This is a genomic window from Nocardia carnea, assembly GCF_029868325.1.
In the GTDB taxonomy this organism is placed as follows: Bacteria; Actinomycetota; Actinomycetes; order Mycobacteriales; family Mycobacteriaceae; genus Nocardia; species Nocardia carnea_C.
Genome location: NZ_JARWNW010000117.1, coordinates 1 through 19,741, shown reverse-complemented (window position 1 = coordinate 19,741; position 19,741 = coordinate 1). Strand labels below are relative to the sequence as shown.

21 protein-coding genes are annotated in these 19,741 nt (G+C 68.1%); 10 read left to right on the top strand and 11 right to left on the bottom strand.

Annotated elements, in window-relative coordinates; all coding sequences use genetic code 11:
* On the top strand, window positions 1-96 hold a 96-nt coding region (locus QH196_RS08480; RefSeq protein ID WP_280415207.1), incomplete at its 5' end, for a PLP-dependent transferase.
* A gap of 112 nt (window positions 97-208) precedes the next feature.
* Here the strand turns inward: QH196_RS08480 and QH196_RS08475 are convergent.
* On the bottom strand, window positions 209-1,048 hold the full coding sequence (locus tag QH196_RS08475) for an NAD(P)H-binding protein (RefSeq protein WP_280415203.1): 840 nt from the start codon (window positions 1,046-1,048) through the stop codon (window positions 209-211).
* Window positions 1,049-1,112: 64 nt separating this feature from the next.
* Between QH196_RS08475 and QH196_RS08470 the strand changes: the two genes are divergently transcribed.
* Entirely contained in the window at window positions 1,113-1,511 is a 399-nt protein-coding gene (locus QH196_RS08470; RefSeq protein WP_280415202.1) for a winged helix-turn-helix transcriptional regulator, read from the top strand.
* A 142-nt stretch (window positions 1,512-1,653) separates the two neighbouring features.
* Here QH196_RS08470 and QH196_RS08465 read toward each other — a convergent pair whose 3' ends face one another.
* Entirely contained in the window at window positions 1,654-2,415 is a 762-nt protein-coding gene (locus QH196_RS08465) for a glycoside hydrolase family 25 protein (protein ID WP_432279456.1), read from the bottom strand.
* A gap of 199 nt (window positions 2,416-2,614) precedes the next feature.
* The gene (locus QH196_RS08460; RefSeq protein WP_280415200.1) at window positions 2,615-3,370 is read right to left on the bottom strand and encodes an SDR family oxidoreductase; all 756 of its coding nucleotides are present in this window, start codon (window positions 3,368-3,370) and stop codon (window positions 2,615-2,617) included.
* Window positions 3,371-3,697: 327 nt separating this feature from the next.
* On the opposite strand from QH196_RS08460, the gene QH196_RS08455 reads away from it, so the two are divergent.
* From QH196_RS08455 to QH196_RS08445, 3 genes are all read left to right on the top strand, one after another.
* Entirely contained in the window at window positions 3,698-4,210 is a 513-nt protein-coding gene (locus tag QH196_RS08455) for an EXLDI protein (protein WP_280415199.1), read from the top strand.
* A gap of 123 nt (window positions 4,211-4,333) precedes the next feature.
* The gene (locus tag QH196_RS08450) at window positions 4,334-5,296 is read left to right on the top strand and encodes an ATP-binding cassette domain-containing protein (RefSeq protein ID WP_280415198.1); all 963 of its coding nucleotides are present in this window, start codon (window positions 4,334-4,336) and stop codon (window positions 5,294-5,296) included.
* Entirely contained in the window at window positions 5,293-6,081 is a 789-nt protein-coding gene (locus tag QH196_RS08445) for an ABC transporter permease (protein WP_280415197.1), read from the top strand. The genes QH196_RS08450 and QH196_RS08445 overlap by 4 nt, the downstream gene beginning before the upstream one ends.
* Window positions 6,082-6,134: 53 nt before the next feature.
* Here the strand turns inward: QH196_RS08445 and QH196_RS08440 are convergent, their stop codons facing one another.
* Window positions 6,135-6,794 (bottom strand): YqgE/AlgH family protein, encoded by a 660-nt coding sequence (locus QH196_RS08440; RefSeq protein ID WP_280415196.1) that lies wholly within the window; start codon window positions 6,792-6,794, stop codon window positions 6,135-6,137.
* 206 nt (window positions 6,795-7,000) lie between these two features.
* Here QH196_RS08440 and QH196_RS08435 point away from each other — a divergent pair, with 206 nt between their 5' ends.
* The gene (locus tag QH196_RS08435) at window positions 7,001-7,762 is read left to right on the top strand and encodes a lysophospholipid acyltransferase family protein (RefSeq protein ID WP_280415195.1); all 762 of its coding nucleotides are present in this window, start codon (window positions 7,001-7,003) and stop codon (window positions 7,760-7,762) included.
* A gap of 154 nt (window positions 7,763-7,916) precedes the next feature.
* Here QH196_RS08435 and QH196_RS08430 read toward each other — a convergent pair whose 3' ends face one another.
* Window positions 7,917-8,228 (bottom strand): GNAT family N-acetyltransferase, encoded by a 312-nt coding sequence (locus QH196_RS08430; protein ID WP_033246526.1) that lies wholly within the window; start codon window positions 8,226-8,228, stop codon window positions 7,917-7,919.
* A gap of 73 nt (window positions 8,229-8,301) precedes the next feature.
* A complete protein-coding gene (locus tag QH196_RS08425; RefSeq protein WP_280415194.1) occupies window positions 8,302-9,399 on the bottom strand; it encodes a zinc-binding dehydrogenase in 1,098 nt (365 codons plus the stop codon).
* A gap of 481 nt (window positions 9,400-9,880) precedes the next feature.
* On the opposite strand from QH196_RS08425, the gene QH196_RS08420 reads away from it, so the two are divergent.
* On the top strand, window positions 9,881-10,336 hold the full coding sequence (locus QH196_RS08420) for a nitroreductase family deazaflavin-dependent oxidoreductase (RefSeq protein WP_280415193.1): 456 nt from the start codon (window positions 9,881-9,883) through the stop codon (window positions 10,334-10,336).
* Here the strand turns inward: QH196_RS08420 and aroQ are convergent, their stop codons facing one another.
* Window positions 10,337-10,810, bottom strand: coding sequence for a type II 3-dehydroquinate dehydratase (aroQ, locus tag QH196_RS08415; RefSeq protein ID WP_280415192.1), 474 nt, complete (start codon window positions 10,808-10,810; stop codon window positions 10,337-10,339).
* A 367-nt stretch (window positions 10,811-11,177) separates the two neighbouring features.
* On the opposite strand from aroQ, the gene QH196_RS08410 reads away from it, so the two are divergent.
* A complete protein-coding gene (locus tag QH196_RS08410) occupies window positions 11,178-12,794 on the top strand; it encodes an NTF2-like N-terminal transpeptidase domain-containing protein (RefSeq protein ID WP_280415191.1) in 1,617 nt (538 codons plus the stop codon).
* Between the two features lie 13 nt (window positions 12,795-12,807).
* Here the strand turns inward: QH196_RS08410 and QH196_RS08405 are convergent, their stop codons facing one another.
* The 3 genes from QH196_RS08405 to QH196_RS08395 all read right to left on the bottom strand — a co-directional run bounded on the left by QH196_RS08405 (window position 12,808) and on the right by QH196_RS08395 (window position 15,970).
* On the bottom strand, window positions 12,808-13,188 hold the full coding sequence (locus QH196_RS08405) for a DUF3054 domain-containing protein (RefSeq protein ID WP_280415190.1): 381 nt from the start codon (window positions 13,186-13,188) through the stop codon (window positions 12,808-12,810).
* 62 nt (window positions 13,189-13,250) lie between these two features.
* Window positions 13,251-14,354, bottom strand: a complete 1,104-nt coding sequence (locus QH196_RS08400; RefSeq protein WP_432279455.1) for a lysylphosphatidylglycerol synthase transmembrane domain-containing protein — start codon at window positions 14,352-14,354, stop codon at window positions 13,251-13,253.
* Between the two features lie 68 nt (window positions 14,355-14,422).
* The gene (locus tag QH196_RS08395; RefSeq protein WP_280415205.1) at window positions 14,423-15,970 is read right to left on the bottom strand and encodes an adenylate/guanylate cyclase domain-containing protein; all 1,548 of its coding nucleotides are present in this window, start codon (window positions 15,968-15,970) and stop codon (window positions 14,423-14,425) included.
* A 169-nt stretch (window positions 15,971-16,139) separates the two neighbouring features.
* Between QH196_RS08395 and QH196_RS08390 the strand changes: the two genes are divergently transcribed.
* Together QH196_RS08390 and QH196_RS08385 are read left to right on the top strand one after the other, a co-directional pair.
* Window positions 16,140-17,519 carry an AI-2E family transporter gene (locus QH196_RS08390; protein WP_280415189.1) on the top strand — a complete coding sequence of 460 codons (1,380 nt, stop codon included), beginning with the start codon at window positions 16,140-16,142 and terminating at the stop codon, window positions 17,517-17,519.
* 123 nt (window positions 17,520-17,642) lie between these two features.
* The gene (locus QH196_RS08385; RefSeq protein WP_280415204.1) at window positions 17,643-18,293 is read left to right on the top strand and encodes a DUF1707 SHOCT-like domain-containing protein; all 651 of its coding nucleotides are present in this window, start codon (window positions 17,643-17,645) and stop codon (window positions 18,291-18,293) included.
* A gap of 41 nt (window positions 18,294-18,334) precedes the next feature.
* Here QH196_RS08385 and QH196_RS08380 read toward each other — a convergent pair whose 3' ends face one another.
* Window positions 18,335-18,718, bottom strand: coding sequence for a hypothetical protein (locus tag QH196_RS08380; protein WP_280415188.1), 384 nt, complete (start codon window positions 18,716-18,718; stop codon window positions 18,335-18,337).
* Between the last annotated feature and the right edge of the window lie 1,023 nt (window positions 18,719-19,741).

Below are 19,741 nucleotides of genomic sequence, written 5' to 3'. Positions count from 1 at the left end.
GACCTGGAGGTTCCGGCCGATCTGGTACGCCTCTCGGTGGGGATCGAGGACATCAGCGATCTGCTGTCCGATCTCGAGCAGGCACTGAGCCGATAGGCCGGCAGGGAGACGAAGATGAACGAGCGGGCCCCCAACGGGGCCCGGCGGGGCCCCCGGTCTCCCGCCCTCCCCCGCCCCCCCCCGGCGGTACCCGGGCGGGGGCGGCGGTTCAGCGGAAGTCGCCCGCGTGGTCTTTCGCCCATCGAGCGAAAGACCGTCCAGGACGCCCGGTGATCTCCTCGACGATCGTGGAGGTATTCGGCGGGTGAGTGGTACCGGCCGCCCAGCCGGCGAGCACGGGTTCGATTCCGTAGGCCGGCATCGTCTCGCTCAGTCTGGCGCGGGCTTCGTCGATGGATACTGTCTCGAAGGCGATCTCGCGACCGATTGCTTTGGCGATACCCTCCACCTGCCGGCGTAGCGTCAGTGCCTCGACGCCCCATACCGGGTATGCCCGGCCGTGGTGCCCAGGTTCGGTGAGTGCCGTGATCGCCAGGGCCGCCAGGTCCTTCTCATGGATCGGCGCGGTCCGGGATTCGGGATCGGTTGCGTAGGCGACGCCCCGGGTTCTGATGGAATGTCGCCACCACCACAGGGTGTTGGTGGCGAACATACCCGGCCGGAGGAAGGTCCATTCGAGACCGGATTCGATCAGGGCCGATTCGACGGCGCCGTGCATGCGGCCGATCGGATGGTGTTCCGAAGTGTCGCGCAGGACTGCTCCGGAAGACAGCAGGACGACATGCCGTACGCCTGCGGACTGTGCCGCCGCGACGAATCCGTCGATTCCGTCCGGTTTCGCGTAGAGGAAAACGCGTTCTGCCCCGTCGAGTGCCGCGGGCAAGGTTTCGGGGCGCTCCAGATCTGCCGCGACCATTGCCGTCCCCGGAACGGGGCTCTCTGTATCGGGTGTTCTGCTCGTCGGACGCACCTGCTCGCCTCGCGCAGCCAATCCCGCCGCGACGTGGCGGGCGACATTACCGCGGGCTCCGAAAACCACTGTGACCATGGCCCGGGAGCTTAAGCAGTAAGCTTACTATAGGAAAGGGCATACCTGTAGGTAAGATGCTTTCATGTCAGTAGGTTCCCAGGCATTCAGCCGCGTCGGCGGGGATTCGGGTGACGCATTCAACAGTGACTGTCCGGCTCGTGAGGTGCTCGACCACATCACGAGCCGCTGGGGCGTTCTGATCTTGGCGGCCCTCGGTTCCGGGCCGCTGCGATTCTCCGAGCTGGCGGCGATGATCGGCGGGATCAGCGAAAAGATGCTGTCGCAGACATTGCGGACCCTCGTGCGCGACGGCCTCGTCGGGCGGACCGTAGAACCTTCCACGCCGCCGCGGGTGAGCTACGAGCTCACGACATTGGGGAAGGGCCTGGCCGGATCGCTGGGGCAGCTCCTCGACTGGATCCGGTCGCATGCGACGGAAGTCGTCGACGCTCAGGAACGGCACGACCGTCAACAGAGGTGAGAACCCCGGCCGGCACTGGTGCACCGAGTTCATGACCCGCCGGTGCGAGTGGCAGGTCGGGGCCCGCGGCCGCGAACACGGCCAGGACGGCCATGAGATATCCGGACAGCGGTTGCCCGTGTACGACCGGCAGCAGATAGCCCTACCCGCTGCCGGTGAGACCACCCATCCGGGCGAACCGGTGGAAATCCCCTTGGGCCCCGCTGTACACGTTCACATCGGTGGGGCCGTGGATACCGGGGATGGAGCCGGAATCGGTCTGCTGCCAGAACGTCCACGCCGGCCAGCGGCCGGGGACCTCCGGTTGCGGGCGGTCGCGGTAGTCGGCGATCCACAGCGGGTAGCGGTGGAACTGGTCGCTGTCGGCCATCGCGGTCTTCCAGAAGGTCGGATAGGTGTAGATGATCGGGATGCGTCCGGTCAGCGCCTGGACGGTGTTGAGATAGCGGTGCGTCCAGTCGATCAATGCGGCGGGTGGGAGTCCGCCGGAGTGCTCGATATCGAGTACCGGCGGCAGATCCAGCGGGCCGTTCTGGCCCAGTACGATCGCGGCGTACAGCGCGGCCTGCGGTTCCGGCGGCAGATCCGGGTGCGCATAGTGATAAGTGCCGCGGGCCATTCCGGCGACCCGCATATGCAAGCTGTCCTGGACGAAGTACGGGTTGACGTAGTGCAGGCCCTCGGTGGCCTTGACCATGGCGAACCCGTGGCCCGCGGCACGTACCGCAAACCAGTCGATGGGTCGTCCGGCGTCGTGCTGCCAGGAGGACACATCGGGACCGGTCGGCTGTCCGGTCGCGGCCGGGGTACCGGCAAACCCCGCCGCGCACACCAGCCCCCCGCCCAGGGCGGCCCTCTGTAGCAGGCGGTGGGTCGCGGTCCGGCGGTGGGGATGTGTGGGCATCCGGTTGCCGGGCAGGGCTCCGGGCCCGCGCCGCAGGAGGCGGCGCAACGGTGCAGTCGGTCTCCAACGGACAGGTTTCATGCTCACCGACCTTATGCACCCGCAGGGCGGCTACCTGGTAAGACCGGGCCGTGAATCAGCAGCGATATCGTCGCGCGGCCGGTCGGGCGGCCCCGATGCCGGGCTCGGGTATCGGCGTTCACCCGGCCGTGGTCCGGGACCGGTCGTGGAGCCACTCCCGGTAGTGCCTACCGGCGAGCCGGGCGTCCGGGCCCGCGAGCAGGGCGCCATCGGGAACGGCCGCGAACATACCGGCCGATTCGTCGGTGACGACAAGCCGTTCGTCGTGCTGCGCTGCCAGGGTGATCCGGCCGAGTTCGTCCAGTGCGAAGATTTCCGGCCCGGCGATATCGCGGATCCCCTGTAGTGGGGCGCGGGTGGCGACCTCGACCACCGCGTCGACGACATCGGCGGCCGCCATCGGCTGTAGCCGGGTGCCGGGCAGGCGGACGGTGTTGCCGTCGGCGGTCCAGGACAGTACCGAGTCCAGGAATTCGAAGAACTGGGTGGCCCGGAGGATGGAGTACGGCGTGGGACCCCACTTCACCATCTGCTCCTGCCGTGCTTTGGCGCGGTAGTAGTCCAGTTGCGGCACCTTGTCCACGCCGACGATGGACAGCACCACCTGGTGTTTCACTCCGGCGTGTTCGCCCGCGGCGAGCAGGTTGTCCATCGAGGTGCGGAAGAAATCCAAGGATGCCTCGCCGAAGGTGGGCGAGTTCGCCACATTGGTCACCACATCGGCGCCGGCGAGCACCTCGTCCAAACCTTCCCCGGTAATGAGGTCGACACCGGTGGACGGTGCCGCGGGGACGGCTTCGTGGCCGGCCGCCGCCAGCTGTTGCACCACCTGTGAGCCGATTCGTCCGGTACCGCCTACGACTACGTGTTTCATTGTCCCGCCTTTCACGGCATGGCCCCGGTCGCGCCGGGGGATTTCACGGAAGTCGGTGCTCTGGGTGTCCGGTGTTGCGCACGGGGCGGGAGCGGTCCCGCCGTGCCGCGGTGACAGAGTGCCGGTCACCGCATTCGGGTCCAAGGAAACCAGGTGCGGGCCCCGGTAGGGGATCACCCGGCTCGGGTGAGGTTGCTCGGGTGCCCCGCGTCCCGCAGCTCTGCCTGCGGCCGAAACAGGGCGGCGTCACCCCTGTTCGAGAGGGGTTTTCCGATGAATCGAGACCACCCTCTTGTATATACGTATACTTCTACATATAGTGGGTTCATGCCGAATAAGACCATCTACGTTGCCGATGACGATCTGCCCCTGTTCCAGCGAGCGCAGGAGCTCGTCGGCGGCAATCTGTCCGGCGCGGTGGTCACCGCGTTGCGGCGGTTCATCGAGCTCGAAGAAGGCCGGCTCGAAGGCTTCGACGAAGTGGTGCTTCGGGTCGGGCACAACGGGGTCCGGCAGGTGCGATTCCAGGGTTCATTGCTCGGTGAACACCGGGACGCCGACGAGGAGGGGATGGAGCACTTGCGGGTGTTCCGGGGCAGGAAAGGCAAATTCGCCTTGCATGCCCAGTATTCGAAATGGTCGGACTATCCCGAATCGCAGAACTGGCTGCGCGATCTGAAGAACTGGCGGCGGATGCTCGGGATCGAACAGGACTGGGGCGATTATCAGCTCACTGTCACCGACACACTGGAGGAATTGAAAGGGAAGATGCCGGACGAGATGTACCGGCGAGTCGCCGATATCGCCGATCGGCCCCAGGTGGAAGAACTCGATATCTGACCTTTTCCCGATGCGGCGTGCGCCGCTGACCGGCTGAATCCCGACACCGCGACCTGGGGAGCGGTGGCGATGAAACATGCCCTTATTCGCATTCGAATATGTATCTTCACGGAAGGAAACCTCATGAACAACGGGCGAAGTCCCGCGATCCGCGCCACCGGCCTGCGGAAATCGTACGGGGAGAAGGTCGTGCTCGGCGGCGTCGATATCGCCGTCCCCGAGGCCACGATCTTCTCGCTCCTCGGCCCCAACGGTGCCGGGAAAACCACCACGGTGCAGATCCTGAGCACCCTCATCGCCGCCGACGCCGGCGAGATCCGCGTCGGCGGCTACGACCCGGCCGGCGAACCCGACGCCGTGCGCTCGGTCATCGGGGTCACGGGACAGTTCGCGGCCGTCGACGAACTGCTGACCGGCCGGGAGAACCTGCACCTGATGGGCGATCTGCACCACCTGCCCAGGCGGCGCACCCGGGAACTCGCCCAGGAACTCCTGGACCGTTTCGAACTCACCGACGCCGGCGATAAACCCGCCTCGACCTACTCGGGCGGTATGACCCGCCGGCTCGACCTGGCGATGACCCTGGTCGGCGATCCGCGCATCATCTTCCTCGACGAACCCACCACCGGACTCGATCCGCGCAGCCGGCGCACCATGTGGGACATCATCGGCGGCCTCGTCCAGGACTACGGCGTGACCGTCTTCCTCACCACCCAGTACCTGGAGGAAGCCGACCAGCTGGCCGACCGGATCGCCGTACTCGACCGGGGCCGGATCGTCGCCGAGGGCACCTCCGCGGAGCTGAAACGGCTCGTACCGGGCGGTCATATCCGAGTGCAGTTCGCCGACCCCGCCGGGCTGCGCGCCGCGGCCGATGTGTTCGGCTCCGCCGCGCGCCCGCTCACCGACGAACTCACCCTGGCCGTCCCCGGCGACGGCGGCCTCGGCTCACTACGGGCGGTACTCGACCGGATCGACTCCCACGGACTGCCCGCCGAAGGCCTGTCCGTGCACACACCCAACCTCGACGACGTTTTCCTCACCCTCACCGGAACCCCCACCGCAGACAAGGAACCCGTGCGATGACCACCCTGACCCACCCGCCGCGCGCGGCCGCACCGCTGGCCGATTCCTGGACCATGCTGCGCCGCAACCTCCTGCAAGCGCGCCGCTATCCGAGTATGACCATCTCCGTCACGGTCATGCCGATCGTCCTGCTGGCGATCTTCAACTACGTTTTCGGTGGCGCCCTGGAACCCGGTCTCGGCGGTGAATACATCGACTACCTGGTGCCCGGGATGCTGCTGATGCTGCCGGCCTACCTGACCGCGTCGGTGGCGGTCTCGGTGTGCAGTGATGTCACCAAGGGCATCGTCAACCGGTTCCGGACCATGGCCATCGCACAATCCGCGCTGCTCACCGGGCATGTGCTGGGTGTGCTGATCCAGGCCTTCCTGGCTGTCGTCGCCATGCTGGGGGTTTCGCTGCTGATGGGTTTCCGGCCGTCGGCGACCCCGGTGGAATGGGTCCTCGCGATCGGTTTCCTGCTGCTCGTGGTGTTCTCACTGACCTGGCTGTCGGTTGCCTTCGGCCTGATCGCACCGAATCCGGAGAGTGCCAGCAATCTGCCGTTCCCGATCATGATGCTGCCGTTCCTCGGCTCCGGCCTGGTGCCGACCGACACCATGCCGACGGTGATGCGCTGGTTCGCCGACTACCAGCCGTTCACACCGTTCACCGAGACCCTGCGCGGTCTGCTGATGGGGTCCGAGATAGGCAACAACGCGCTGATCTCGCTGGGCTGGTGCCTGGTGCTCGGTCTCGGCGGCTTCCTCTGGTCGACCACGGTGTTCCGGCGGCAGGGCCGCTGAGGCCGCTGCCGGACCCCCGATCCCCGCCGTCCCCGCGGCGGGGATCTCGGCGTCTAGTTGCGTTCGACCTCGATCGGATGGGTGGCCAGCAGCGACAGCGGCAGTGGCTGCCGGCGCAGCACCTCGGCCCACATATCGGTGCGGCGGCTGGTGATCGGATCACTGGGCAGCGCCGACACCACGATCCAATCGTCGTTGTCCAGTTCGCTGTCCAGCTGACCGAAGGTCCAGCCGGCGTACCCGGCGAAAATCCGGACACCTTCGACCAGCGCCCCGATCCGCTCCGGGGCGGCATCCAGATCCACCAGCACCACCCGGCCGTCGACCCGCCGCACACCGGGCACGCCGTCGATGGATGCACCCACCCGGACGGTGGCCAGGCACAGCGCGGCATCGCGTTTGACCGGGCCACCCACGAACAGCGTGCGCGGCTGCGCGCAGACCTCGCTCCACTGCGGCAGCACATCGTGCACGGCGGTTTCGCTGGGCCGGTTCAGCACCACACCCAGGGTTCCGGCGTCGTTGTGCTCGATGATGTAGACGACCGTCCGGCGGAACGTCGGCTCGGCCAGATCGGTCGAGGAAACAAGTAGTGAGCCGGCCCGCACCATCTGCTCGTCCTGCCGGCTACCGCGACGACCAGGGTCGGGTTCGTGCCCGCCACCGCGGCCGCCCCGGGTCTTGCGATCATCGGGGTCATCTGCCTGCGCCACCAGGCCATCATCGCAGTTATTGCGCGATCGCGCCCCTCTGATCACCCGTTCGCTTCACGCAGTATTCGGATGGACGTCGGTTCCGGGCCATCCGGACAACCCCGGCGGGCGAGGTTGCGTCGCCGCGTTTCCACGAAGCAGGGCCGAGGGCCCGCCGCGGTTACGCAGCGCTGCCCCCGCCGGTCCATGCTCGTAGAGTCAGCCGTATGCGACCCCCTGAGGTGCTTCTCGGCAACAGCGACGACGTGTACGACTTCTACCGCGCGCACCGGCAGAACCGGTTCCAGGCAATGGGGGCCTACGCCCTGCTCGCCCGGCGTTACCGGCCGCGGGTCAGCTACGCCGACGGTGCCCGCACCGCCATCCGCGAACTGATTCGCGCCCGCACTCCGCTGCTGATCGCGGTCAACCACCTCTCCCGGCTGGATCCGTACACGCTGGCGGCGGCCGCGTGGCGCAGTGAGTTGCGGCCCGTTATCGGGCGCACCCGGGTGCTGGCCAAGGACGAACTGTTCGTCGAGGAGAAATTGCGGCGCCGGATCGACATGATGGGCGGGATCCCGGTGTTTCGCGGCACCGACCACGGGTTGCGGGCGGTGAACGCCGCCGGGCAGCGCATGATGGATATCTGCGCCGAACGCCTGGCCGAGGGCGACAGCCTGGCCGTTTTCCCGGAGGGCACCTGCAACGATGTGGACCCGGCGCAGGTCCAGCCGGTCGGCACCGGCATCGGGCATATCGCTTTCCGGACCGTCAAGCACGGCGTCCACCCCGCGCTGCTGTGTCTCGGGCTGAGTTACGGCCCGCGCGCCGACCCTGCCGTGGAGCCGACCAAGGAAGAAGCGAAATCGGCGAGTTTCCATTTCACCGTCCCCCGCACCGAGCTACCGGCGCGCCCGGCCGAGATCACCCGGCTGGTGCGCACGGATCTGCAACAGGCGCTGGACGGAGCGGTCGCCGGGTACTGACGGGGCGTGCCGCGTCGCGCCGGGCAGCTTCCCACTCGAGCCGAGCAGGCTCATGCGAACAGCGCTCAGCGGTGTTCGGTATCGCTGCGCAACGGTGCGGTGCGCGTACCGCGTTTCCGGCGGCCTGTTGTGTCTACCTGCGCAGCGGAGCGCGTCATTGCGGCAACCCGAGCCGGTCGCGGGCCCAGTGCGGGACCATCGACAGATACTGCGGGCGGGTTTCGATGAAATGCCCGACCACCCGGCACATCGGCAGCGCGCCGAGCCCTTCGGCGCCGGTGGCGTGCAATGCCGCTTCGACCAGGTCGCGGGCATAGCCCTGGCCCTCGAAACGCGGGTCGATCTCGGTATGGACGAACGCCCGTTCACCGGCGGTGTCCTGATATTCGATATAGCCCGCGACCTCGCCGTCGACCGTGATCTCGAAGCGTTCCAGTGCGGTGTTGTTGCGGACGTCCGTCGGCATGGCTCGACGCTACTCGGTCGACCGCGAAAATTCGCCTCGATCGGGTAGTGGGCGCGGCGAGTCGCCCCCGGCGTCAGGACATTTCGATGATCGCTCGACCGACGATCTCGCCGCGGGCGAGCGCCTGGTACGCCTCGTCGGCCTGCGCGAGCGGGTAGCGGCGGGTGATGACCTCCTGCGGCCGAACCGTATCCGCGGCGACCATGCGCAACAGGGCCGGCATATCGGTGCGGGCTTTCGCGCCGTAGGAGCCCAGTACCTGGAGTTTGCGCCGGACCAGCCGGGCCAGGTCGATACTGCCGGTGGAGCCCGCGGGTGCGATACCCACCACCACCGCGCGGCCGCCGTCGTCGAGGATATCCAGCGCCGTCGCGAAGGTGGCCGGACTGCCGAGCGCCTCGAAGGCCACGTCCACGCCGTGGCCGCCGGTGAGTTCCCGGACGCGGGCGGCGGCATCCTCGGCGCGGGAGTTGACCGTATGGGTGGCGCCGAGTTTCGCAACGGCGGAAAGCTTTTCGTCGCTGATATCGACGGCGATGATCTGGGCGACCCCCGCGGCCGCCGCGAATTGCACGATCGAGGAACCGACCCCGCCCGCCGCGACCACCGCGATCCGGTCACCGAGACCGAGTTCGGCGGTGTGGATCGCACCGAGCGCGGTGAACGAGCTGCAACCGAGGATCGAGACCGCGTCCAGGCCGACCTCCGCGGGTACGGCGAAGACATCGGAGGCAGGTACGACGCAGTATTCGGCCAGGCCGCCCATGGAATACATGGCCAGCGGTGTCCCGTCGTGGCGGGCGAGCCGGCTCGTACCGTCGTAGAGGGTGCCGTTGAGGCGGTTGTGTGCGAAGAATTTCTCGCACAGGTCCTCGGCTCCGCGGACACAGTGCCGACAATCCCCGCACGGCATGATGAAGCTGCACACCACGTTATCGCCCACCGCGATATTCGCCACGCCTTCGCCGAGTTGTTCGACGACACCGGAAACCTCGTGGCCCAGTACCGCGGGCGCCGGGAACTTCACCTCGGACCGGAGGACGTGCAGGTCGGTATGGCAGACCCCGCAGGCGGTCACCCGCAGCAGTACCTCGCCTCGCCGGGGTCGCGGTACCGGGATGTCCTCGACGACCAGCCGGGGTTCGCCTCCGTAGAAAACTGCGGCCTGCACAGCACTCCTCCTCCGCCACTCACTCGGTGCCCCCACACTTGCCACCGGAACCCCAACACCGTCTCAGAACTACCCCGTCACGGGACCCACTTCGGCGAAATCCCCCACAATCCCGCCCCGGCCATCCCGCTTCTCCGTCGTGCCGATATCCATCCACCCGATAGACGGTCGTTGCGCCATCTCGAATTCCGGCCACGCTTTCATGGACGCCATACCGCGAGTCCAGCGTTCACAGAGCCCAGGCCCCCTTATCCGCTCCTGCTGTGGGTTCACCTCCCCCGGGTGGGGCCCGCCCGGTTCTGGAGCGACGGAGCGGGGGAGCGAAGCGGAGGAGCGGAGGAGTGAAGAACCGGGCCCGAAAGGGCCCCACCCTCGAGGCGCGGAGCGCCTCCAAATTACAGAGAGCACTGCTCTTGACTTGCCGGCAGCAAAGTGCGATCGTTGTTCACAACAGAGAGCACTGCTCATCAAGGAGAATCCGATGACCACCGCCACCCGCTACCTCGCCCCCACCGGTTTCGACCCGATCTTCAACCGCATCGTCAACCTGCTGCCCAAATTGGGCATCAGCATCGCCGGCTCCCGGTTGCTGGCTGTACGCGGCCGCAAATCCGGCGAGTGGCGGACCACCATGGTCAACGTGATGACCGCCGCCGACGGTGCGCGCTATCTCGTCGCGCCGCGCGGGCATACCCAATGGGTGCGCAATCTGCGGGTCGCCGGTACGGGCGAGTTGCGGCTCGGTCGCAAGACCGAAACGTTCACCGCGGCCGAGGTCGCCGATGCCGACAAGATTCCGCTGCTGCGGCACTACCTCGAACGCTGGGGCTGGGAGGTCGACCGGTTCTTCGAGGGGGTCACCAAGAACGCCACCGACGCCGAGCTCGCCGAAATCGCACCGGGGTTCCCGGTTTTCCGGCTGGACACCGTGCGCTGATCAGGCGGTGGTCGCGCCGCGTGTCGCCAGGAAATCGATGGCGGCGACATATCCGTAGCCGCCCATCCCCGCGACCACCGCATCGGCGATGGGCGAGATGTAGGAGTGCCGGCGGAACTCCTCACGGGCGTGCACATTGCTGATGTGCACCTCCACGATCGGCACCTCGGGGATGACCAGTGCGTCCCGCAGCGCCACCGAGGTGTGGGTCAGCCCGCCCGGGTTGATCACGATTCCGGATGCCGTACCGCGCGCGCCGTGGATGCGGTCGATCAGATCGCCTTCGGAATTGGATTGGAAATGCGCGATCTCCCGGCCCCGCGCCGCGGCGGCCCGACGGCACAATTCGATTACATCCTCGAGGGTTTCCGTGCCGTACACCTCGGGCTGGCGAGTACCGAGCATATTCAGATTGGGGCCGTTGAGAACGAGGATCGGACTGCTCGGGGTTTGCGGGAAGGAGGTGTCGGGCATGACAGCAACCCTACCGACACCCCGAACGCGCACCGAGGGTTCTGGGCTACCGTTACGGGGTATCTCTGCAGTGGAACCGGACTTGCGGGGTAACGCCACAGCGTCGTGGATCGATCGGTAGCGTAGCGAAGCCGGGTGTCCTCCGACGGTCCGGTAATTGATCATGGCCGGTTCGGCGGCGAGTTGGGTACGGCCACAACTACACACGGTGGTTCGGGCTATGGTTTCGGGTTTGCGGGCACTCGCAAGCAGGCATTTTTCAGGTACGGTGGTCTTGTTACTGGAGTGGCAAGAGTGAAGAGTGGGCGACATGGATGTGTGGGGATCCCGCCGCTTTCGCTTCCGGGGCGCAGTGGCCCTTACGGGGGTGGCGGCTCTGGCAATCGCGATGGGATCGTGCGGGTCCGGCACCGAGCAGGCCGGTCCCGAATCGGTCGTCGATCAATTCACCGAACTGCTCGACGAGCGTGATCATGCCGCGGCGGCCGAACTGACCTCCTATCCCTCCGCCGCCTCGGCAACCCTGGGGCAAATGTTCGAAGGGCTCGAAACCGGCAACGTCGACTACGAGAAAACGCAATTCATCGGACTGGACGCCGAAACCGGGATCTTCAGTCTGGACGTGCACTGGAACTTCGGTGAGCGCAAGGACTGGTCCTACAATCTGGAAGGCACCATCCGCAAACTCTCCGACGGGTGGAAGATCTCCTGGGATCCGGCCGTGGTGATGCCGGAACTCGAGCACGACCGCACCGTCCGGCTGGTGCGGACCACTCCCGAACCGGCGCCGCGCGTGGTGGACAATATCGGCAAACCGCTGATGACCCAGCAGACGATCAATGTCATCCAGCTCGATCCCGCGCGGATGCCCGACCAGGTCGCCTCCACCGATGCGCTCTCCCGCGCAATCGAACCGGTCGCCCCGTTGATCACCGGTGCGTCGCTGCGGGAGAAGCTGGCAGCGTCCGGCGGTAAACCGATTACGGCCGTGAGCCTGCGCGAAGGCGATTTCGCGATCCTGGAACCGGAGATGGCTCCGATTCCCGGTGTCGTGATGAAAAAGGAGCCGCGGCTGATCGTCTCCGATCGCCGGGTCTTCTCGCCGATGCTCGACGCGATGACCAATGTCTTCGACGAAAGCCAGGACAAACATTCCGGCTGGGCCGTCCAACTGTTCGAAAACGGGCAATTCGTCAAACAATTGGCCGGCCACCAGGGCCCGGCCGGCCCGGATATCGCGGGCACCATGGACCAGCGGCTGCAACGCGCCGCCGAGGACGCGGTGGTCAGCGTGGGCTCACCGGCCTCGATCGTGGTCACCCAGCCCTCCACCGGCGCCGTGGTCGCCGTGGCCCAGAACAACTACTCCAGTGCCCAGGGGCCGGTCGCATTCACCGGGTTGTACCCGGCGGGCGGCATGATGGAGCTGTTCCGGGAGGTTGCCGCGGCGTCCGAAGGGAAGTCCGCAAAGGATGTCTCCGATGCCGAGGCGGTGGAAGCCGCGGCCGCGCTCGGTGTGGGCGTGGACTTCCGGGTACCCGGCCTGGAGGAGGTCACCGGCCGGCCCGCGGGCGCGGGCGACGCCGAACCGGTCCGTCAGGGCGGTGGTTCGGACGCACTGCTGGCCAGCCCCTTCGGGATGGCGATCGCGGCGGCCGCCATCGGCGACGGCACCCTGCGACCGCCGATGATCGAACGGGGCCGCCCGGGCGAAACCGACGCGCCGACGGGGCCGCTCCCCGGGCCGGTCACCGATGCGGCGCGCCGAGTGCTGCATGACGGGATGAAGGCGCCGCAGATGGCGCGGCTGCGCGGGTTCCGCGATGTCACCGGGTATTCCGCCAAGGCCGGCGAGGACGGCTGGCTCATCGCCACCATGGGTGACCTGGCATTCGCCATCCATATCGCCGACGTCGACAGCGGCGATATGGTGGTGCGGATGGGGGAGCGGATGCTCGCCTCATTCGCCAAACCCGACGAGTGAGGTCAGGCGCTTCCTAGTTGATCGCCCGGATCGCCGCCCGCCAGCCGAGCAGGAACAGGGCCAGCACCGACGCGGCCACGATGACGAAACTGACCGCCGTGCCCTGACCGCTGACCACCCGCAGCGCCATACCGATGATCAGGGTGCTCGACCAGATCACCAGACCGGTCGGCCGCAGGCGCATACCGTTGAACGGTTCGGTCTCCCGGCGCTGCCGGTACAGCAGGTAGGCGGCGACCCAGCCGACGGCGAGTCCCGTCACGAACGGCCACGCCGTACGCAGCAGACCGGCGAGTATCGCCTCGTCGTGACTGCGGCGCCCGATAACGCAGAACAGCACCACCAGCAGCGCATCGACAACGATCGGTCCCAGCCATCTCACACTGCGCAGCATAATGGGTCGCAATCCGGCGAACTCCGTCCGTAGACCTGTCGCCGGGCGTTCCGCGCTGCGGGTCAGGCGTTGCGCCGGGTGAACTCCTGCTCGTATTCGTCGTCCTCGGCATTGCGGGTGCGGAACAGGAACGCGAACACTATCCAGCCGATGATGGCGATCAGGACGAAACTCACCAGCCGGTAGACGAAGGCGGCGGCGACGGCCTGGGCCGCCGGCAGCCCCGCGGCCGCGGTGAGCCCGTAGATCAGGGTCGCGTCCACGTAGACGATGCCGCCGGGCGCGAACGGGATGGACCCCACCGCCTTACCGGCCGCGAACGCGATCAGCAGACCCGCCCAGCGCGGGTCGCCGCCGATGGCGTAACACGCGGCACCCAGGCAGGCGACATCGGCGATCCGGTGCACCACTGCCCAACTGGTGACCCAGGCGCCGTCGCGGCTGCCCATATCCACCGATTCGACCTGGGCCAGCATCTCCCGGATCTTCTCGCGCCCGGCGTCCGCGGGGCGTTTGCGCAACCGGTTGACCAGGGCCAGGCCGCGCCGGAACACCCCCTCGAGAGTGCCCGGATGGCGGGACGCATAGTTACCCGCCCAGACCAGCGCCACCACGGCGGCCACCGACACGATGAGGTTGACCGGGCCGACCCGTCCACCGGCCAGCACCGTGCCCAGCACACCGAGCAGGGCGAGCCCGGCGGCCGATACGACCCCGGAGAAGACGAGCTGCCACGACGCGACCACCGGGCTGGCGCCCCAGCGCCTGGTCTGGCGGTAGGTGAACGCGGTGGAGAAGACCTGACCGGCCGGCAGGGTGACCGACATGGCCGTCGCGCCGTACACCACGGCCACCGATTTGAGCTGCCTGACCTCGACGCCGCCCGCCCGTAACAACTGTTTCTGCACCCGGCCGAAACCGGACATGGACAGCATTTGCAATGCGATACACGCCGCGACCCAGCCCCAATGGATTTCGGTCAGTTTCTGCCACGATTCGTGCAGCCGGGGATAGAGGTAAACCCCTTCCCCGATCAACAACAGCAGCAGTACGGAAACGGCCAGCCATTTGAGCCACCGGAATCTCCGGGAGCGTTTCCGATTCTCCGGCGTTTCGCCTGCCCCGGACACAGCAGACGTATCCGCTGTATCACCGTTGGCAGTCACGAGCCCAGCCTAATGGACGCCGGTGGCCTGCCACCCGGCCCCGCAGCCGGGAGTCACGGGAGCGCGTGCTATGTGCGTTCCACCTCGTCGGCGGTAGGTTCCGATTCGACGGCCGTCGCGGCGGGCACTGTGCTGGTCTCGGCCACGGAATCGCTGGGCCAGGACAATCTCGTCTTACGGCGCCGCCCGCGTAACTGCACTTCCTCGCCGGCGGTCCAATTCCGCTGTTCGCTCTCCTCGGCGAAATAGAGCGCAGACCCGGAGGCGAGTGTCCGGCCCGGATGATCTTTCGCGAGTTCGGTGAGCCGTGAAGCCTCGTTCACCGGGTCACCGATCACCGTATATTCGAATCGGTTGGCCGCACCGATATTGCCCGCCACCGCCAACCCGGCCGAAACTCCGATACCGATATCGAGCCCGGATATCGACCGCAATGCCACACGCAGATCCCGGGCCGCGGCCAGTGCCGCCGTAGGCGCGTCCGGGCGGTCCAGCGGGGCACCGAATATCGCCAGGGCGGCATCGCCGACGAACTTGTTCACGAATCCGTGATGGTGGTCGATCACATCGACCACCACGCGGAAGAATTCGTTGAGCAGATTCACCACCTCGGTCGGCGGATGTTCGGCGGCGGTGGCGGTGGACCCGACCATATCGACGAAAAGCACCGCCACGAACCGTGTCTCCCCGCCCAGCTCGGTACCGTAATCCAGGGCGCGCTGGGCCACCTCGGCGCCGACATGCTGGCCGAAGAGTTCCTGCAGACGCTGCCGGCTCGCGGCCTCCTCCATCATCCGGTTGAAACCGACCTGCAGCAGCCCGATCTCGCTCCCGTCGAAAACCTCGACCTGCACATCGCGGGAACCGTTCTGCACCTGGTCGATGGCCTGGCTGAGCTGACGGACCGGGTCGGAGATACTCGATGCCGTCAGCATGGACAGCGCCAGCGCCTGCATGATCACCACCCCGCACAGCAGCAGGATCGATACGGCCAGCGACTGCGCCGAGAATTTGACATCCGACGAGATCTGGGTCACGCACAGCAGCACGATCGCGATGGTGGGGGCGAAGGTCCCCATACCCCAGGTCATTGCCATCCGGGTGCCGACGCCGGGAGTGAGGGTGTGGTCGAAACGGCCTGCGCTGAGGGCTTCGGCGGCGACGGGGCGCAGAATCCGCTCGCCCAGCATGTAGGTGAAACCGAACACGATGGTCGCGGCCATACATTCGGTGATGATGACGGTGCCGGCCAGTGCCGGAGTCTCGGAGATGATGGCGGTGGCCAGGACGGCGCCACCGAGAATCCACAGCGCCAGATGCAGAATCGCCTGCCGCAGCGGCGCGTGCAGGGTCGCCATCTGTTCCTGACGGCTGGGTGGCCCGCCGCGCACCTGCCAGCGCATCACCGGCCGCAGCATCAGCGCCGAGGCGACCACACTGAGCACCCCGCCGGTGACGAACACCACCGCGGGGACGAGTAGCCCTATCTGCCGGGTTCCGGGTTGCTCGCCCTCCGGCACCGGCAGCCCGTACTGAATGAACGCCCACACCAGCACCGCCCCGAAGGCGTTCGCGAGCAACATCGAGGTGAGGTACAGCGGCCAGCGCGTATGCATGGTCTGTTTGACCGCTTCCAATGGCGCTGACACATGTACTAACTTAGCGTCCGGTCCCGACGCCCCGGCGCTCCCGGGTTGGGCGCCGCAGGAGGGGTACGCGGTCGCCGCGGGCCGGGCGCGGCCCGGTGCCGGGCCTGTTCCCGCCGCGCTCGTTAGGCTCGGCCGGGTGACCGAGCCGAAACCGACTGCCGCAGACGCCGTTCACCCGATCGTGCGGCAGACCGCCGAATGGGCCTGGCGACTACTGGTGATCTTCGCCCTGGTGGCGGTGCTCGCGGCGGCCGTGCGAAGGCTCGATACCGTGGTGATTCCGCTGGCCATCGCCTTGCTGGCGGCCGCGTTGCTGGCGCCGCTGGTGGATTGGATGCAGCGCCGCGGTGTGCCGCGAGGGCTCGGGGTCGTGGTCGCACTGGTCGGTTCCCTGGGCCTGGTGGCGGGCGTCGTCACGTTTGTGGTGGAACAGTTCGTGGTGGGTGTGCCGCAGCTGTCCGACGAGTTCACCGGCAGCATCCACAAGGTGCAGGACTGGCTCATCACCGGCCCCCTGCATCTGAGCGACGACCAGATCCGCACGGCAGGCGATGCGGCGATCCGCACCATCCAGTCCAATCAGGACACGCTGACCAGCGGGGCGCTGACCACCGCGACGATGATCGGCCATATCCTCACCGGCACTTTCCTCACTCTCTTCATCCTCATCTTCTTCCTCTACAGCGGGTACCAGATCTGGGAATTCGTGACCCGGATCGTGCCGCGCGCGCACCGCGAACGGGTGCGGACAGCGGGGGAACTCGGCTTCGGGTCGCTGGTGGGCTTCGTGCGGGCCACCGTCGCCGTCGCGGCCGTGGATGCGATCGGGATCGGCGCCGGACTGGCGCTGCTGGGGGTCCCGCTGGCGCTACCGCTGGCCTCGCTGGTGTTTATCAGTGCGTTCATCCCGATCATCGGTGCGTTCCTGGCCGGTTTCGTGGCCGTGTTCATCGCCCTGGTGACGAAGGGTTTCGTCACCGCGTTGATCGTGCTGGGCATCATCGTCGCGGTGATGCAGGTGGAAGGCCATGTCCTGCAACCGCTGCTGCTCGGCCGGGCGGTGCGGATCCATCCGCTCGCGGTGGTGCTGGCGATCGCCGCGGGCCTGGTACTGGGCGGTATCGCGGGTGGTCTGCTGGCGGTACCGCTGGTGGCGGTGCTGAACACCGCGATCCGCTCCCTGCTCGCCGAGGACCCCGAAGAACTGATCGCGGAGCTGGCCGCGGACCGCAAGGGTATCTATGCGGCCGAACCCGATTCACCCGAACACGCCACGGAGGGTACGGGGCGATTCGCGATCGCCGCGCTGCTCGCCGAGGCACAGCGCAGACTGATCCTGCCCCGGCCGTCCGACACCGAACCCCTGGGCTCGCCGGCAGCGGAATCCGCGCCGGCGCTCGCCGCCGGTGCGGAGCCCGCCACCGCCGATGTTCCCGGCCCACCGGATGGACACCCCGAGAAGACTCCGCCGGCGGGTCCGGCGCAGGCCGGTGAAACGGGAGATCACAAGGTCTGATCCGGCGGGAAAAGCCCACCGTATCCGGGAATGCCCTGATGCGGGACCGGGCCGGTGCTGGGTAATCTCGGATCTATGAACGGCCCCGATCCGGTATTCGACGGTGCGGGTCCCGGTAGCCCGATCGGCAACCGGGACCTGCGTGTTTCCGATGCCGAACGGGAACACGTCGGACAGTTGCTGCAACGCGCGGTAGGTATGGGCATGCTGTCGCTGGGCGAGTTCACCGAACGGATGGATACCGCGCTCGCCGCCAAGACCCGGGGTGAGCTGAATTCCGTGCTCGTCGATCTGCCGGGCGTGCGGTTGATCGGCGAACCCGCCGCGCCGCAACCGGCCCACGGCAAACCCGCACCACTGCCGCAGCCCGGCGATTCCGCGCGGGCACCGCTGTCGGGTGTGGTGCAGGGCGGGATCATCCGCCCGCGGATGTCGGGGCTCACTCGCCGCGGCGACTGGCAGGTCGCACCGGTGTTGCGCGTCAACAGCTGGCTCTCGGGCGTCACCCTGGATTTCACCCAGGCGGTGATGACCACCCAGGTGGTGGAGATCCAGGTGGACGACTACGCCAGTTCGCTCACCCTGGTCGTCCCGCAGGAGGCGACGGTCGACCTGGACGGACTGGAGCTGATCGGGTCCAGCGTGAACAACAAGGTGCGCAGCGGTCCGCCGATCGGTCCACTGCATCTGCTGGTGCACGGCCGGGTCCGGTTCGGATCGGTCACCGCCAAACAACCGTTCATGGCCCACTGGCGGCGCCTGCTCGGCAACTGACCGCGCACGAGACCCGCAGTGTCGGCGGGCCGTGGCGGCCGCTACTCCGGATCCTCGCGGCGGCGCAGCAATTCGTTCACGCTGACCGAACGCCCTTCACTGTGGTGCCTGCCCGTCTCCTCGGCGGTCGGCGGTGTCCCGGCCTGCTGCCGGCGCGCCGATCGCAGACCTGCCATCCAGGATTCGATGCTGTTGCGTTCCCGGGGATCCGGGTCTTGCTGCGGGCCCGCCGATCCGGCGGATTGTTCGGCCAGGCTGTCGGGTCGCGGCCGGGCCGGTGGCGCGGATCGCGCCGGCGGTCCCGGATTACGAGGCTGCGCGGGCATTTCCGGCGGCAGACCCCGCGGTACGCGGCGTGGCAGTTCCGGCAGGCCGGATTGCGGCGCGGCCGGCGATCCGCTGCCCGGGTTGGAGACGCGGGGCATCGGGCGCGGTTGCGAACCTTGATCAGGTGCGGAACCCGAGTCCGGATAGCCGGGCTGCCGCTGATTCTGAACCGGACGCGGCGGGGCCGGCGGCCGGCCGGGGCCGGGGTCGGGGGCAGGCCTGCCGCCGGACGGCTGCGGACCGGCGGGGCGCGGCGGTGCGGGGGGCCGGCCGGGTGCGCCGGGTAGCCGCAGAGAGCTGTCCTGCCGGGGCGCTGCCGGATCGTTGTTCATCCGCGCCTGCTGCGGTGTCGGGGGCAGCGGCGGCGCGTCCGCGGCGGTCGGGTAGACCGTGCGGCCGGATACCTCGCGGCTCTCGGCGTCCTCGACAGGTTCGGAGGCGAACAGCCCACGCAGGGTCGGCGTCGCGAAACCGGATCGGCCCGGCGGCGGGCCGGCGTTCGGGCGGCCGGGCGCACCACTACCCGGCGGGGTCTGCGGACCGGCCTGGTTTCCCGGCTGGTCGGGGCGGGGTTGATTCTCCGGCCGCCCCGCGCCGGGCCGAGCTGGGCCGGACGCGCTGCCTGGTCGCGCTGAACCGGGCTGATTGCCGGGACGTGGCGGGGATTGATTGCCCGCACGGCCGGGGCCCGGGTCGCGGCCCGGCCCTGGGGGCGTCGGATGGGAATCGTTGCCGCGGTTGGCGCCGGGGCCCGAAGCGCCGGGGGAGCGACCGGGTTCCGGCGCACGGCCCGGGACGGCCCCGGGAACACCCTGCCGCGGAGCCGCGGAATCGGTGGCGCCGCGGTCGGCGGGACCGGCGGCGCGCGAACCACCGGGCCCAGCGGAACCGTCCGCCGGCGGCCGGGGGCCGCGGGGGGGGGGCCGGGTGGGGGAGGGGGGGGGGGGGGGGGGGGGGGGGGGGGCGGGGGGGGGGCGGGGGGGGTGGGCATCGATTGTTTCGGCGCGGTCGGTGTGGAACCGGCCGGTGCCGGTTTGTCGGCGCCCTTGCGCGCACTCTTGGGCACCGCGCTCATATGCGCGGTGGGTGCGGCCGCCTCGATCTCCTCGCGGCTGCGTTTG

What these genes read in the sequence shown, in the direction of transcription:
- aroQ (WP_280415192.1), bottom strand. Translation starts at nt 10,810, where the DNA reads ATGCCCGACACCTCCTTCCCGCAAACCCCGAGCAGTCCGATCCTCGTT.
- QH196_RS08420 (WP_280415193.1), top strand. Translation starts at nt 9,881, where the DNA reads ATGACCACCGCCACCCGCTACCTCGCCCCCACCGGTTTCGACCCGATC.
- QH196_RS08465 (WP_432279456.1), bottom strand. Translation starts at nt 2,415, where the DNA reads ATGCCCACACATCCCCACCGCCGGACCGCGACCCACCGCCTGCTACAG.
- QH196_RS08470 (WP_280415202.1), top strand. Translation starts at nt 1,113, where the DNA reads ATGTCAGTAGGTTCCCAGGCATTCAGCCGCGTCGGCGGGGATTCGGGT.
- QH196_RS08460 (WP_280415200.1), bottom strand. Translation starts at nt 3,370, where the DNA reads ATGAAACACGTAGTCGTAGGCGGTACCGGACGAATCGGCTCACAGGTG.
- QH196_RS08380 (WP_280415188.1), bottom strand. Translation starts at nt 18,718, where the DNA reads ATGCCCCGCGTCTCCAACCCGGGCAGCGGATCGCCGGCCGCGCCGCAA.
- QH196_RS08405 (WP_280415190.1), bottom strand. Translation starts at nt 13,188, where the DNA reads ATGCTGCGCAGTGTGAGATGGCTGGGACCGATCGTTGTCGATGCGCTG.
- QH196_RS08435 (WP_280415195.1), top strand. Translation starts at nt 7,001, where the DNA reads ATGCGACCCCCTGAGGTGCTTCTCGGCAACAGCGACGACGTGTACGAC.
- QH196_RS08455 (WP_280415199.1), top strand. Translation starts at nt 3,698, where the DNA reads ATGCCGAATAAGACCATCTACGTTGCCGATGACGATCTGCCCCTGTTC.
- QH196_RS08445 (WP_280415197.1), top strand. Translation starts at nt 5,293, where the DNA reads ATGACCACCCTGACCCACCCGCCGCGCGCGGCCGCACCGCTGGCCGAT.
- QH196_RS08430 (WP_033246526.1), bottom strand. Translation starts at nt 8,228, where the DNA reads ATGCCGACGGACGTCCGCAACAACACCGCACTGGAACGCTTCGAGATC.
- QH196_RS08475 (WP_280415203.1), bottom strand. Translation starts at nt 1,048, where the DNA reads ATGGTCACAGTGGTTTTCGGAGCCCGCGGTAATGTCGCCCGCCACGTC.
- QH196_RS08450 (WP_280415198.1), top strand. Translation starts at nt 4,334, where the DNA reads ATGAACAACGGGCGAAGTCCCGCGATCCGCGCCACCGGCCTGCGGAAA.
- QH196_RS08395 (WP_280415205.1), bottom strand. Translation starts at nt 15,970, where the DNA reads ATGCATACGCGCTGGCCGCTGTACCTCACCTCGATGTTGCTCGCGAAC.